We start from the raw sequence: 14356 nt of genomic DNA on the forward strand, positions 1-14356 counted from the left end.
TGCACCTTTCCTGGTCAGGAGCAGTTCGCCACGGTGTCCTGCGAGGCGTCGCGGATCAGCGCCCGCTGGGCGTCGGACACCCGCTTCACGTCCGGCTTGACGACGCGGCGGTCGTAGGTGAGCAGGCCGTTCAGCTCGCCCTCGACGTCGGAGATCTGCGTGTAGACGGCGCCGTTGCCGCCCTTGCAGGCCAGCTTGTGCACCTCGTCCAGCTTCTTCAGGTAGTCGTCCGTGTACGTCGCCGGGTCCACGTCGACGTAGGACTGCTGGACCGACCACGCGTGGCCCGGCACCGCGAGACCGAGGCCGCCGTACTCGCCCGCGACCAGGGCGCGTTCGCCGTCGGGCTTCGGCGGCAGGGCGGGGCTCGGGTAGCCGTGTTCGTCCATGATGTCGCCGGCGCCGCCGTCGCGGCCGAGGTTGAGACCGGACTGGCCGTTGATCAGGCGGGTCGGGTCCCAGGACTTCGCCTGCTCGGCGATGCGGCCCTCGTCGTACTGGCCCCAGCCCTCGTTGAAGGTGACCCACATGACGATGGACGGGTGGTTGATGTGCTGGTCGATCATCGTCTTCATCTCGCGCTCGTACTCGGCGCGCGCCTCGGTGGAGGGGTTGCGCCCGGCCTCCATCGACGGCATGTCCTGCCAGACCATCAGGCCGAGCTTGTCGGCCCAGTAGAACCAGCGGTCGGGTTCCACCTTGATGTGCTTGCGGACCGAGTTGAAGCCCATCTTCTTGTGCATCTTCAGGTCGTATGCGAGCGCCTCGTCACTGGGCGCGGTGTGCAGGCCGTCCGGCCAGAAGCCCTGGTCGAGGGTGGCCATGAGGAACGTCGGCTTGCCGTTGAGCAGGGTGCGCGGGGTGCCGTTCACCTTCTCGACGGAGATCGAGCGCATCCCGAAGTAGCTGCCGACCCTGTCGCTTCCGACGCTCACCTTGAGGTCGTAGAGGAAGGGGTCGTCGGGCGACCACAGGCGCGGCTCTGCGATCTTCAGGGTGAGGGGTGCGCCGGAGGTGCCGGTGGCGGTGGCGACCTTCTTGCCGTCCGCGTACGCGGTCGCCGTGACGGGGACACCGTCCCGAACTCCCGTGGCAGATACGGCCACTTCGCCGGTCTTCACATTCGGCGTCACCTTCAGGTCGGTGGCGTGGTCGGCGGCGACCGGCTCCATCCACACGGTCTGCCAGATGCCCGAGGACGGGGTGTACCAGATGCCGCTGGGGTCGAGGCGCTGCTTGCCCATGGGCGGGTTCTCGGCGTTGTCGGCGTCGGTCGGGTCGTAGACGCCGACGATCAGTTCCTGGGTGCGGCCCGGCTTGAGTGCGTCGGTGACGTCGGCGCTGAACTTGTCGTAGCCGCCCTTGTGATCGGCGACCTTCTCGCCGTTCACGTAGATCTCCGACTTCCAGTCCACGGCACCGAAGTTGAGCCGCAGCCGCTGCTTGTCGCCGACCTTCCAGTCGGCGGGCACGGTGAAGGTGCGGCGGTACCACATGCGGTCCTCGTGGCGCTCGATGCCGGAGAGCTGGGACTCGACCGGGTAGGGCACGAGGATCTTCTCGCCGAGGTTCTTGCCGACGGGCGGCTGCTCGCCCTCCTTGGCTGCGGCGAACTGCCAACTGCCGTTGAGGTTGCGCCACTTGTCGCGGGTGAGCTGGGGGCGCGGGTACTCCCGGTGGGCGTTGGCCGGGGTGACGTCGTCGCCCCACTTGGTGGTCAGCTGGTGTGTCGAGTGGTTCGGGCCGCTGGACCAGAAGGAGCCGACGGCCGTGCCGTCGCTGCCGGTCAGCCCGCCCTTGCCGTCGTACGTGACATCGGCCTGGCCGGGGGCGTCGCCGTCCTTGTTGCCGACGACCGGCTCGTCGAGGCCCACGAGGAGCGCGCGCGGGTCGTCGGGGTCGGCCTCGACCTTGCCGAGCGGCCAGGCGGCGCCGCCGATGACGGCCTTCAGATGACCGTCGACGTCACCGGGGACCGCGCCCAGCTTCTGTGCGAAGTCCAGCTTCAGGGTGCGGCCGTCGCCGAGCACGGTGGTGCCGATGGCGCCGTCGTACTTCCAGTCGTCGGGCAGCCGGAACGCGGAGGACGGGATGGCCTCCTTCTGCGCGCCGGGCTCGGTCCAGCGCAGATGGAGGTTGGAGCCGCCGTAGTGCTCGAAGTACTCGACCTTGATGTCGACCGCCTTGCCCGCGGTCAGGTCGACGGGCTGGGAGGTCTGCTCCTTGTCCCAGTCGTCGACCCAGTGGTCGATGACCAGCTTGTCGTCGACCCAGAGCCGGAAGCCGTTGTCACCGATCATTGACAACGTTGTCGGCCCGGACTTCTCCGGCACCAGCTTTCCGGTCCAGCGGACGCTCGCGTCGTCCGCCCGCCCGGTCGCGGACGAGAGCCGGGACTCCAGGCTGTCGAAGTCGATCTGCGGGTCGAAGCCGGTGGCCTTGAGCTCGTCGAAGTCGAAGGCTCCGGCGGCGGACTGGGTGTAGTACTCGCCCTTGAGCCCGTGGGCCACGACCGGATCGTCGTCCGCGCCGGCGGCGGCGCCGGACGGGACGACGGCCAGCACGCTGAGGCCCAGGGCCGCGGCGAGGAGCAGGGACAGGTGCCTGGCGCTCGCGCGACGTCTGAGGGTTCGGGGTTCTCCGGAAGTTCTGACGCTTCTGAGTCTTCTGACGCTGCTGAGTCGTCTGACGCTGGTGAGTCTTCTGGTGCGCACGGATCCTCCTGTGCTGGAACGCGTCGAGGAAGAGTGGCGGCTCGCCGCTCGGGTCTGTGCAACTGCGGTGCATTGCGTTGGACTTCGTTGAACATTGTTGCGAGGACGGGCAGTTGGCATCACAGCACGGGCGGGGGCGTCCGGCAAGACCGCGGGAACGAGCCATCGGTTTCAGGGGCGGGCGCCCCGGCTGAAACCACGGTGAAACCGGCCTGAGTGCGCCGTGCCGCACTCTCTGCCGCATGACCACCACGACCGCCGCCTCCCCACCACCCCTCGCCATCGAAGCGCGCGGCCTGCGCAAGGCATTCGGGGGCAGGACCGTCCTCGACGGGATCGATCTCGCGGTGCCCGCCGGTTCCGTGTTCTCGTTGCTCGGGCCGAACGGTGCGGGGAAGACCACCGCCGTCCGGATTCTCTCCACGCTCGTCACCGCCGACGCGGGCGAGCTGTCCGTCGGTGGGCACGACCTCGCCGGCGACCCGCAGGCCGTGCGCGCGGCGATCGGTGTGACCGGGCAGTTCTCGGCCGTCGACGGGCTGATCACCGGCGAGGAGAACATGCACCTCATGGCGGACCTCAACCATCTGCCCCGGCGCGAGGGCCGTCGGGCGGCCGCCGAGCTCCTCGACCGGTTCGGCCTCACCGAGGCCGCGAGGAAGCCCGCGTCGACGTACTCGGGCGGCATGACGCGCCGCCTCGACATCGCCATGACGCTCGTCGGCTCCCCGCGGATCCTCTTCCTCGACGAGCCGACGACCGGGCTCGACCCGCGCAGCCGGCACACCATGTGGCGCGCGATCCGCGAGCTCGTCGCCGACGGTGTCACCGTCTTCCTCACCACGCAGTACCTCGACGAGGCCGATGAACTGGCCGACCGGATCGCCGTGCTGAGCGAGGGCCGGATCGCCGCCACGGGCTCCGCCGAGGAGTTGAAGCGGCTGGTGCCGGGCGGCCATGTGCGGCTGCGGTTCACCGATCCGGGCGGCTACCGGGCCGCCGTCGCCGCGCTCCGCGATGTCACCACGGACGACGAGGCGCTGACGGTGCGGATCCCCAGCGACGGCACGCAGGCCGAGCTGCGCTCCGTGCTGGACTGGCTGGACGCGGCGGGCGTCGAGGCGGACGAGCTGTCGGTGCACACCCCTGACCTCGACGACGTGTTCTTCGCCCTGACCGGCGACGCCGAGCACACCTCCGCGACCGAGGAGGCCCTGCGATGAGCGGCACCGCCCTGTCCCTCGCCGTGCGCGACTCGTCCACGATGCTGCGCCGCAACCTCCTGCACGCCCGCCGCTATCCGTCGCTCACCCTGAACATCCTGCTGACACCCATCGTCCTGCTGCTGCTCTTCGTGTACGTCTTCGGCGACGTGATGAGCGCGGGGATCGGCGGCGGCCCCGCGGACCGCGCCGCGTACATCGGTTATCTCGTGCCGGGCATCCTGCTGATGACCATCGGCGCGGTTCCGGCCGGAACCGCGATCTCCGTCACGATGGACATGACGGAGGGGATCATGGCCCGTTTCCGTACGATGGCCATCCACCGGGGGTCCGTACTGATCGGGCACGTGGTGGGCAGCGTGCTGCAGGCGGTCGCCGGTGTGCTGGTCGTCGGCGCGGTGGCGGTGGCCATCGGCTTCCGGTCCACGGACGCGACGGTCCTGGAGTGGCTGGCGGCGTTCGGCCTGACGGTGCTGGTGGCCGTGGCGCTGAGCTGGGTGGCGGTCGGTCTCGGCCTGGCCAGTCCGAACGCCGAGGCGGCCAGCAACAACGCGATGCCGCTGATCATCCTCCCGTTCATCTCCAGCGCGTTCGTGCCCATCGACGCGATGCCCGGCTGGTTCCAACCGGTCGCCGAGTACCAGCCGTTCACACCACTGATCGAGACGCTGCGCGGACTGCTGCTCGGCTCGGAGATCGGTCACAACGGGTGGCTCGCCGTCGCCTGGTGCGTGGCCCTGACCGCGCTCGGGTTCTGCTGGTCGCGGGCGCTGTTCAACCGCGATCCGACGTAGGGGCCGAAGCAGGGGACTTACGGGGGCGGCGCCTCCTTCTCACCCAGCCCGCGCCGAGGACCACCGCGGCGATGACCGACAGCAGGATCGCCCCCAGGACCACCGTCACCACGGCTGAGATCACGAAGATGGCCCACCACGGCGGATCGCCTTCCACAGTGCCCCCCCCCCCTCAACGCGTCACAAGCACTCGGCTCAGGGCTCACAAGCCACCCAAGGTAGACGCCCGCGCCGCCTCCCACAGTTCCTCCCGGCCCAGGGCGGCGTACTCGGTCACCGCTGCCGTGTACGCCGCCCGGTCCGCGTGTTCGGCCGCGCGGCGGGAACGGGCGGGGGACATCGTGGGCTGGAAGTCGCGGAGCACCCACAGGCGTTCGGCCAGGGCGAGGGCCCGCGCGGAATCGGGGGCGCGGTCCGTGAGGCCGGCCGTGCCGAGTGCGTGCAGCACGGTGCCGAGGACGGGGAGCGAGACGAGTGCGGCGGCCGGTCCGGCGAGCACCGACCGCAGCCGGTCGACCGTGTCTGCGACCGGTGCGAGGCGGCCCGCGTAGGCGTGCGCCGTCACCGCCGTCGCCTGGATCTGCAGGGCCCACGGGTCGTGCCACAGCTCACCGTCGTACTGCGCGCCGGTTGCGGGCAGCCGGGCCACGGCGCGGCGCCACAGGTCGAGTCCGGTCGCGGTGTCGCCGCGGGCGAGCGCGATCTCGGCGCGTACGCCCAGGTCGGGGCTGTAGAAGGGGTCCTTCTGCGCGGTGCCGTCGGCCTCCGCGCGGCGCTGCCAGGTCTCGGCCTCGTCCGGGTCCCCGCGTTGCAGACAGGCGAGCGCGAAGCCCCAGCGGATGCCGACGTAGTCGTTCTCGTCGCCGAACCGGGGCAGTGCCTCGCGGGCCGCCCCGAGGTAGCGGTAGGCGGCGTCGCCGTCCCCCGTCGTCAGGCACAACTGGCTGAGGCGTGAGTAGCCCATGACCTCCAGGGGCGGGCTGTCGACCGGCCCGAGGACGTCGACGACCCGGCGCGCCGAGGCGAGCGTGCGGTCGATGTCGTGCTCGTACTCCCAGACGTACGTGGCGACACTCTCGGCGACCGACACCACCAACGGGTAGTCGCTGTCGCAGAGTTCGCGCAGCACGCCGTAGTCGGGAGGCCGCATCTCGGGCACGGCGACCAGCACCACCGCGATGGCGCGCAGGAGCGTGTCCGGCGGGGCCGCCGGCAGTCTGCGTAGGGTCGCGAGATGGCGCAGGACGCGCGGCGCGTGGTCCACGATGAGGCTCGCCGCGCACAACACGGCGGCGGCACGCGCCACTTCGACGTAGTCGGGTTCGGGGCGGTAGTGCGAGAGCGGGCCGCCGGTGTCGGCCGCGAGGGCGGACAGCCGGGCGAAGTCGGAGTCGGTGGACCACAGGGCGGCGAGCACGGCGGTGACGGCCGCGGTGGTGGTTCCCTCGCCGCGGTCCAGGGCGTACCGGAGTGCGGTCACAAGGTTGTCCTGCTCGGCCTTGATCGGCTCCCGGGCGTCCGGGGAGCGCGGGCCGAGCAGGGTGTCGTGGTGGGCGACACCGAACTCCCTTGCCCAGTCGCACAGTTCATCGACGGCCCGCTCCTCCTCGCCGGATTCGGTGCGTCGGGCCGCACTGAACTCCCGTACAGTCTCCAGCATCCGGAACCGGACACCCGACGGGGTGTCGGCGACGGTCAGCAGCGACTGCTCGACGAGCTGTTCCAGTACGTCCATCGCGGTGTCGCCGAGGACCCGTTCCGCCGCGTCGGCGGTGAAGCCGCCGGGGAAGACGGACAGCGTCCGCATGGCGGCGCGGGCCTCGTCGGCGAGCAGGTTCCAGCTCCACTCCACGACGGCGTGCAGGGTGCGGTGCCGCTCCGGCACGTCGCGTACGCCGCCGCGCAGCAGGGCGAAGCGGTCGGCGAGGCGGCGCGCGATCTCCGGCACGGACAGGGACCGCACCCGCGCCGCGGCCAGCTCCACGGCGAGCGGCAGCCCGTCGAGGTGTCCGCACAGTTCGGCGACGGCGGCAGGTGGCAGGTCGACGCCCGGCCGGGCGGCCGTGGCCCGCTGGGCGAACAGTCGGGCGGAGGTGTCGGGGCCCAGTTCGGGCAGCGCGTACACGGCCTCGGAGGTCAGCCCCAACGGTGACCGGCTGGTGGCGAGCACGCGCAGGTCGCGGGCGCGGGACAGCAGTGCCTGGACGAGGTCGGCGACGCCCCCGACGACGTGCTCGCAGTTGTCGAGGACCAGTAGCGAAGGGCCGGCACCGAGCGTCCCGACGATGCCGGACACCGGGTCGGCCGGGGCGTGCCCGCCGACGGCGCCGTGCCGCCCCTCCCCCACGCCGAGCGCGGAGGCCACTTCGGCGGCGATGTCGGCGTCCGCGGGAACGGCGGCCAACGGCACTGCGTGCACGACGCGTTGGGCTGCCCGGCGTGCCACGGCGTACGCGAGCCGGGTCTTGCCGAGTCCGCCGGGGCCGACGACGGTGACGGCCCGCGCGTCGCCCAGCAGCCGCTCCACTTCGGCGATGTCCTGCTCTCGGCCGAGGAGTTGGTTCGGTTCGTGGGGTACGACGTGCCGGACGGGGGTCGGTTCGTCGCGCAGCAACTCGTCGTGGACGGCACGGAGTTGGCTGCCCGGGTCTGCGCCCAGTTCTTCCCGGATCGCGCGGCGGTACGTCTCGTAGCGGGCCAGCGCGGTGGGCGGTCCGGCCGTGGCCGCCTCGGCGCGCAGCAGTTCGGCCAGGACCTCCTCGTCACGCGGCTGCCGCGCGAGGGTCTGTACCAGCGGCCCCGTCGCCTGCGCGTACCGGCCGAGCCGGGCGAGCGCGAGAGCCCGGGCGCGGGCGAGGCCGTGGCGGACCGGGGCGCGTTCGGCGCGCAGCGCGGCCACGGGGTCGTCCACAACACCGCCGTCCTCCTCCGGGGTGCCCTCCCACAGCGCGAGTCCGGCCTCGGCCGCGGCCAGGGCGCCGGTATGGTCCCCGGCCCCGGCCCGCTCCGCGCACACGGCGGCGTGCCGCAGCAGCGCGGAGCTGTCGACCTGGTCCTCGGTGAGGCCGATCCGGTAGCCGGTCGGTGTGCTCGCGATGATGTCGGCGCCCAGCTGCGCCCGCGCCCGTGCGACGAGGACCTGCACCGCCTTGCCGGGGCGCTGCGGCAGCTCGTCCGGCCACAGCCCGGCCACGAGCCGTTCCGTGCTGCACCCGGTGTGCGGCTCGCTCGCGAGGAGGGCGAGCAGGCCGCGCAGCCGGGGCGCGGTGACCTCCTGGCCGCGGTGGGCGACGCGGGGCAGCAGGGTCAGGTCGGTGGTCATCCGTGCAGGTTAGCCAAGGGCGCAGGGTGCGGGCCTCAGGCGGACGGGCTCGGCGCCGGCGCGGCGGGGGCGGCGGGCTCCGTGGCCGTGGCCAGGGGCGGGCGCGCCAGGAGTTGGACGCCGACCGCGGCCAGGCAGGCCACCGCGGCGCAGGTCCAGATCGTCACGTACGCCGACAGGGTCGGGGTGTTCGTCGAGCCGATCACGAGGGAGCCGAGGACCACGCCGAACACGGCGCCGCCGACACTGCCGCCCAGTGTCTTGAAGTTGTTGTAGACGGCGGTGGCGCTCGCCGTGCGGTCCGCGGCGCTGCTCTCCACGATGACGGTGGGCAGCCCGCCGAGCGCGAGGCCGACGCCGAAGCCCACCAGGGCGTTGGCGACGGTGAACGGCACCAGGCCGGTGTGCAGCGCGATCAGCCCGCCGTATCCGCAGGTCAGCAGCGTGAAGGCGAACAGCAGGAGGCGGCGGTAGCCGATCCGTCCCGCGAGGTTCGCGCACAGCGAGGAGCCGAGGAAGGCCATGACGTGCGGGATGATCCCGCACAGGCTGATCTGCCAGGCCGCGAGACCGAACCCGTAGCCCGTCTCCTTCGGCGCGGTCGCCATGAAGCTGACGGCGACGGTCTGGCCGCCCAGGAGGACGGCGCCGAGCACGAACCCGGAGGCGTAGTACGGGGCGCTCGCCCGGCGGCCGAGGGCGCGCACGTCCACCAGTGCCTGGGGGTTGCGGAGTTGGAGGCGGGCCCAGACGTACAGCAGGGCCACGGCCGCGGCGAGGCCGCCGAGCGTGGGAGCCGACGCCCAGCCCCAACTGGAGCCGCGGGAGACGGTGCCGAGCAGCAGGACGAGGGCCACGGCCAGCAGGGCCGCCCCCGACCAGTCCATGCGGCCCTTCGCCCGGGTGCGGGACTCGGGGATCGCCATGAACGACAGCGCGACGCACGCGACCGCCAGTGCGGCGAGGGCGAACAGGGTGGGCCGCAGATCACCGAGGAGCGCGAGCAGCGGTCCAGCGAGGGCGTGGCCCAGGACGGAGCCGAGGGTGAGCGCGCCGACGAGGAGGCCGACGGCCCGGCGGCCGCCGTCGACGCTGAGCCGGTCGCGCACCAGGCCGATCTCCAGCGGCAGCAGCGCGGCGAGCGGCCCCATCAGGGCGCGGCCGAGGAGGAGTACGCCGAGGTTGGGCGCGCAGGCGACGAGCAGGGCGCCGACGGCGATGGTGGCGAGCGCGATCCGGATCATCCGCCGGTGCCCGTACAGGTCTCCGAGGCGGCCGAGAGCGGGGACGCTGACGGCGGCGGCCAGGTACTGCACCGAGGTGATCCACTGGGCCTGTCCTGTGCCGATGCCCTGCCAGCGCTGGAGCTCGGGGACCAGCGGGATGGTGGCGCCCTGGAGGAAGCCGCTGATCAGCTCGAAGGCGACGAGCAGGCCGACCACGGCGCGCACTTTGCCGCCCGCGGGCGGTGCGGTCGCCGCGCTCATGCGGCGGCTCCCCGGGCGAGGCGGCCCTCGGCGAGCGCGGCGAGCAGCGCGGCCTGGCGCGGCAGCACGCGGTCGTCGAAGACGGCGCGCGGCGAGTGGTTCCCCGCGGTGCCCGCCGGGTCGACGCCCTCGGGGGCGGCGCCGACGAGCAGCATCGCGCCGGGTACGCGCTGGAGGACGAAGGCGAAGTCCTCGGAGCCGTTGGCGGGCTTGGGCGACTCGTGGACCTGGTCGCCGCCGAACAGTTCGCGGGCGGTGTCGAGCGCGAAGGCGGTCTCGTCCGGCTCGTTGACGGTGACCGGGTACTGCACGTGGTACGTCACCTCGGCCTCGACGCCGTGCGCCTCGGCGATGCCGCGCACCAGGCGCGGCAGGCCCTCGATGAGGCGTGCGTGGACGGGTTCGGAGTAGCTGCGCACGGTGGCCTCGAACGTCGCGGTCTCGGGGATGACGTTCTGCTGCGTACCTGCGTGGAAGGTGCCGACGGTGACTACGGCCGGATCGAAGATGTCGAAGCGCCGGGTCACCCAGGTCTGGATCGCGGTGACGAGCTCGCAGGCCACGGCGATGGGGTCCTTGGCGGCGTGCGGGGTCGAGCCGTGGCCGCCCTGTCCGCGCACGGTGACGCGCAGGACGTCGGAGGCGGAGGTGACGGTGCCGGCCCGGCTGGAGACCATGCCGCCGGGCAGCCGGTCGGCGGCGACGTGCAGCGCGTACGCCGCGTCGACGGGCTTTCCGGCCGCGTCCAGGAGCCCCTCGTCGAGCATGACGCGGGCGCCACCGAAGCCCTCCTCGCCGGGCTGGAACATGAACACCACGTCGCCCGCGAGGTGTTCGTGGCGTTCGGCAAGCAGCCGTGCCGCGCCGGCGAGTCCGGCGGTGTGCAGGTCGTGGCCGCAGGCGTGCATCGCGCCGGGCAGCTGGGAGGCGTAGTCGACGCCACTGTTCTCGGTGATGGGCAGGGCGTCCATGTCGGCGCGCAGGAGGACGGCGCCGCCGGGCCTGCCGCCGCGCAGGACGGCGGTGACCGAGCTGAGGTCCTTGCCGGTGGTGACCTCCAGGGGCAGCCCGTCGAGGGCCGCGAGGATCTTCTCCTGGGTGCGGGGCAGCTGGAGGCCGAGTTCGGGTTCGCGGTGCAGGGCGCGGCGCAGCGCGACGAGTTCGGGATGAAGGTCGCGGGCGCGCCCGGTGTACGACGGTGCGGTGACGGACGACATGCGGGACAAACCTCCTGGTGGGGTGAGCACAGCGGGACGTGCGGTGGCGCCGTGGTGCCGTGCCGGTCAGCCGGGCATCAGCAACTGCCGGGCGATCCCGTTCTTCTGGATCTCGGACGAGCCGGTGAGCACGCGGAACATCCGCAGCTTGCGGAAGATGGCCTCGACTTCGGCGCCGCGCACGAGGCCCGCCTTGCCGTGGATCTGCACGGCCTCGTCGGCGATCCGGAAGGCGTTCTCGGCGACGAACAGCTTGCACATAAAGGCTTCCGTGCGCGGTTCCCTTCCGGCATCGAGGTCGGCGAGCGCGTCGTAGGTCATGCTGCGGGCCGCGTAGTACGAGGTGGCCATGTCGGCGAGCTTGTGCTGGACGGACTGGAGGGCGCCGAGCGGTGCGCCGAAGACCTGCCGGGTGCGGGCGAAGTCGACGGTGAGGGCGAGGGCGCGGCGGGCCTGGCCGAGGACGGTCGGGCAGTGCAGCAGCCGGTTGGTGGTGACGCGGCCGAGCCCGATGCGCAGCCCGTCGCCGACCTTGCCGAGCAACTGCCCTGCCTCGACACGGCAGTTGTCGAGCACGATGTCGCTCTCGATGTGCTCGCCGGACATCGGTGTCTCGCCGGGCAGCACCGTGCAGCCGGGGGAATCGAGGTCGACGAGGAACGCGGAGAACACCGGCTTGGCATCTTCAGGTGCGTCCGGCTCGGGCGCCATCCGAGCGATGAGGACGGAGAAGTCGGCGAACGGTCCGGCGGAGGAGAACACCTTGTGCCCGGTGATCCGCCAGCCGTCGCCTTCGGGCGTGGCGAGGGTGCTCATGGCGCGCACGTCGGAGCCGGCGTCGGTCTCGGTGAGCGAGAAGCAGCAGGCGCGCTCGCCGCGGACGACCGGTTCCAGGTACGTCTTGATCTGCTGCTCGGTGGCGTACTGGAGGATCGATCCGGCGCGCAGCGGGCCGCCCATATCGCCGAGGACGCTGTGCTGCAGGAGCCGCCCGGAGGCGCCGACCTCTTCCTTGAGGGCGGCGAGTTCGGTGTACGTGAGGTCCTGGCCGCCGTGCTCCTTGGGCAGGTGGATGCCGTAGAAGCCGAGTTCGCGGCTGCGCCGCCAGACAGGTTCGAGCTGGGCGCGGGTGTAGCCGCCCTCCGGAGTGAGCCCCAACTGCTGCTCATATTCGGCCAGTTCACCGTCGAGGTAGTCGCGCAGTCGGCCCACCAGATCCTGGAGCCGCGGATTGTCCTCGTACGTGGGGGTGAGGGTGAAGGTCATGATGGTGCTCGTCTCCTGTCAGTGGACGCGGCGTTCGGCGCCGGCCCAGTGGCGCGCGCGGACGGCGCGGCGGTCGATCTTCCCGTTGCGGTTGACGGGCAGCGCGTCCACGAACTCCACGGTCCGCGGCTTCTTCACGCGGGCGAGGCGTTCGGCGCAGAAGTCGACGACCTCACCCTCGCTGACCGACGCGCCGGGCCTGCGCACGACGACCGCCTTCACCGCCTCGCCCCACTTCTCGTCGGGGACACCGACGACGCAGGCATCGGCGAGCGCGGGGTGGGCGTACAGGACGGCCTCGACCTCGCTGCAATAGACGTTGTACCCACCGGAGATGATCATGTCTTTCTTGCGGTCGACGATGAACAGATAGCCGTCCTCGCGCAGATAGCCCAGGTCACCGGTGTGCACCCAGCCGTCCTTGAAGGTCTCGGCGGACAGTTCGGGTTCGTGCCAGTACGCGGTGACGCAGTCGGGGCCGCGGGCGACGACCTCACCGATGCTTCCGGCGGGCAGCGCGGTGCCCGCCTCGTCCACGACCCGTATCTCGGTGTCGAACACCGGCCGGCCGCAGGACAGCAGCAGGTCGGGGTCGGTGGTGGTGCCCGCGAGGACGTCCTCACGGGTGAGCACGGTGATGCCGCTGGTCGTCTCGACCTGCCCGTAGCCCTGCATCACGATCGGCCCGAACGCCTCGACGGCCTCGCGCAGCCGCTGCGGTGAGACGGGCGCGCCGCCGACGTGCAGGGACCGCAGGCTCGACAGGTCGGCGGTGGCGGTCTTCGGGTGGGCGAGCAGCATGCCGAGCATGGTCGGCACGAGGAAGGTCGCGCTGATCCGCTCGGTCTCGACCGTGGCGAGGAACTCCTCGGCGTCCCAGCGCGGCAGGACGACGACGGTGGCGCCGGAGGCGAGGAGGGCGAGCAGCGGCATGCCGGGGGCGTGCGTGATCGGCCCGGCGGCGAGATAGCACTCGGGCGAGGAGGGACTCCCGTCCGAACTCATCATCCGCTTGCGCATATTGGCGAGCCGGTTGCCGTGGGTCTGCACGGCGGCCTTCAGCTTGCCGGTGGAGCCGGAGGTGAAGTTGAGGACGGCGGCGTCGTGCTGGTCGACCTCGACGGCGACGGCGTCTTCGACTCCCTCGTCGAGCAACTCCTGGTACGCGAGGGCGCCTTGCTCCCCGTAATCAACCAGGAGACAGTCCACAGAGGCCCGCTCCAAGGCGGCGCGGGCGGCCTCGACGCGCTCACTGTCCACGAACAGAACACGCACATCGGCGTCGTCGAGGATGTGCGCGACCTCGTCGACGGAGAGCCGCGGACTGATCGGCACCCGTACGAGGCCGCTCTTGGAGAGGGCCATCTCGGTCTCGACGGCCTGCGCGCAGTTGCCCGCGTACGTCGCGACGGCCTGCCCGGGTTCGAGGCCGCGGCCGATGAGGGCGGAGGCCAGGCAGTTGGTGACCCGCTCCAGCTCTCCGTAGGTCAGCCTGCGTTCCCCGCAGATGAGGGCCTCGCGTTCGGGCCAGAAGGTGCTGCTTCGAGTGATGTACGTGCCCAGGTTCAACGGACTGCTCCCACGCTCGTCGGCTCAAATCGCCATGGCGACCAGTTGGAGACAGCGTGTCTACAAACCTTCGGAGTGTCAATGATCGGGTGTAGGCTTCCGCAATCGACCGGGGGACGCGAGAGGAGCCGGACCATGCCGCCGAAAGCGGGCGATCGCCGAGTACGCCGCACCCGACGTCTGTTGCGCGACGCGCTGGTGTCGCTGTCACTGGAACGGGGCTACGCGACCGTGACCGTGGAGGACATCACGGAGCGGGCCGACCTGGGCCGGGCCACCTTCTACAAGCACTACACGGACAAGGACGACCTGCTCGACCGCGTGGTGACCGACCTGCTCGACGAGTTGCAGGACCGGCTGAGCCCGCTCGTCCAGGCCTCCGAGGTGGGCTTCACCGGCAAGCCGGCCCTGGAGATCTTCCGGCACGCCGACGAGGAGCGGGACGCCTACCGGATGATCCTGCGCGGCGAGGGCGACGGCCGGGCCCTGCGCCAGTTCACGCGGGCGCAGGCGGAGGCGACGGCCGGGGTCTTCCGGGCCCGCGCCGAGCACGAGGGCGTCACCACCCGGATCAGCGTCGACGTCCTCGCACGCGCGTGGGTGGGCGAGCAACTGGCCGTCCTCAGCTGGTGGTTGGAGGAGGACCCCCGCCCGATGCCCCCGGAGGAGGCCACCCGCATGCTCCTCGACCTGTCCCTCCGCGGCCGCTACTGGGCCAACGGCTTCGAGGGCGAACCACCGGTGCCGGACCCCGGGTGAGCGGG

At 71.8% G+C, this 14356-nt stretch carries 9 protein-coding genes; 3 read left to right on the forward strand and 6 right to left on the reverse strand.

Annotated features, from left to right (window positions below):
• Nucleotides 1-14: 14 nt before the first annotated feature.
• The gene (locus ACFV9W_RS00645; RefSeq protein ID WP_385753828.1) at nucleotides 15-2834 is read right to left on the reverse strand and encodes a PA14 domain-containing protein; all 2820 of its coding nucleotides are present in this window, start codon (nucleotides 2832-2834) and stop codon (nucleotides 15-17) included.
• A gap of 122 nt (nucleotides 2835-2956) precedes the next feature.
• Between ACFV9W_RS00645 and ACFV9W_RS00650 the strand changes: the two genes are divergently transcribed.
• Together ACFV9W_RS00650 and ACFV9W_RS00655 are read left to right on the forward strand one after the other, a co-directional pair.
• Nucleotides 2957-3937 carry an ATP-binding cassette domain-containing protein gene (locus tag ACFV9W_RS00650; RefSeq protein ID WP_385753831.1) on the forward strand — a complete coding sequence of 327 codons (981 nt, stop codon included), beginning with the start codon at nucleotides 2957-2959 and terminating at the stop codon, nucleotides 3935-3937.
• Nucleotides 3934-4731, forward strand: coding sequence for an ABC transporter permease (locus ACFV9W_RS00655; RefSeq protein WP_385753834.1), 798 nt, complete (start codon nucleotides 3934-3936; stop codon nucleotides 4729-4731). Before ACFV9W_RS00650 ends, ACFV9W_RS00655 begins: the two co-directional genes overlap by 4 nt.
• Nucleotides 4732-4933: 202 nt before the next feature.
• On the opposite strand, the gene ACFV9W_RS00660 is transcribed toward ACFV9W_RS00655, so the two are convergent.
• From ACFV9W_RS00660 to ACFV9W_RS00680, 5 genes are all read right to left on the reverse strand, one after another.
• Entirely contained in the window at nucleotides 4934-8053 is a 3120-nt protein-coding gene (locus tag ACFV9W_RS00660) for an ATP-binding protein (RefSeq protein WP_385753837.1), read from the reverse strand.
• Between the two features lie 35 nt (nucleotides 8054-8088).
• On the reverse strand, nucleotides 8089-9540 hold the full coding sequence (locus ACFV9W_RS00665) for an MFS transporter (RefSeq protein ID WP_385753840.1): 1452 nt from the start codon (nucleotides 9538-9540) through the stop codon (nucleotides 8089-8091).
• Nucleotides 9537-10757 (reverse strand): M20 family metallopeptidase, encoded by a 1221-nt coding sequence (locus ACFV9W_RS00670; RefSeq protein ID WP_385753843.1) that lies wholly within the window; start codon nucleotides 10755-10757, stop codon nucleotides 9537-9539. The genes ACFV9W_RS00665 and ACFV9W_RS00670 overlap by 4 nt, the downstream gene beginning before the upstream one ends.
• A 66-nt stretch (nucleotides 10758-10823) precedes the next feature.
• Nucleotides 10824-12023: an acyl-CoA dehydrogenase family protein gene (locus tag ACFV9W_RS00675; RefSeq protein WP_385753845.1), complete on the reverse strand. Its 1200-nt coding sequence runs from the start codon at nucleotides 12021-12023 to the stop codon at nucleotides 10824-10826.
• 18 nt (nucleotides 12024-12041) lie between these two features.
• Nucleotides 12042-13592, reverse strand: coding sequence for a long-chain fatty acid--CoA ligase (locus tag ACFV9W_RS00680; RefSeq protein WP_385753847.1), 1551 nt, complete (start codon nucleotides 13590-13592; stop codon nucleotides 12042-12044).
• Between the two features lie 135 nt (nucleotides 13593-13727).
• Between ACFV9W_RS00680 and ACFV9W_RS00685 the strand changes: the two genes are divergently transcribed.
• A complete protein-coding gene (locus ACFV9W_RS00685; RefSeq protein ID WP_385753851.1) occupies nucleotides 13728-14351 on the forward strand; it encodes a TetR/AcrR family transcriptional regulator in 624 nt (207 codons plus the stop codon).
• The last annotated feature ends 5 nt before the right edge of the window (nucleotides 14352-14356 follow it).

This window comes from Streptomyces sp. NPDC059897 (assembly GCF_042730865.1).
Taxonomy (GTDB): Bacteria; Actinomycetota; Actinomycetes; order Streptomycetales; family Streptomycetaceae; genus Streptomyces.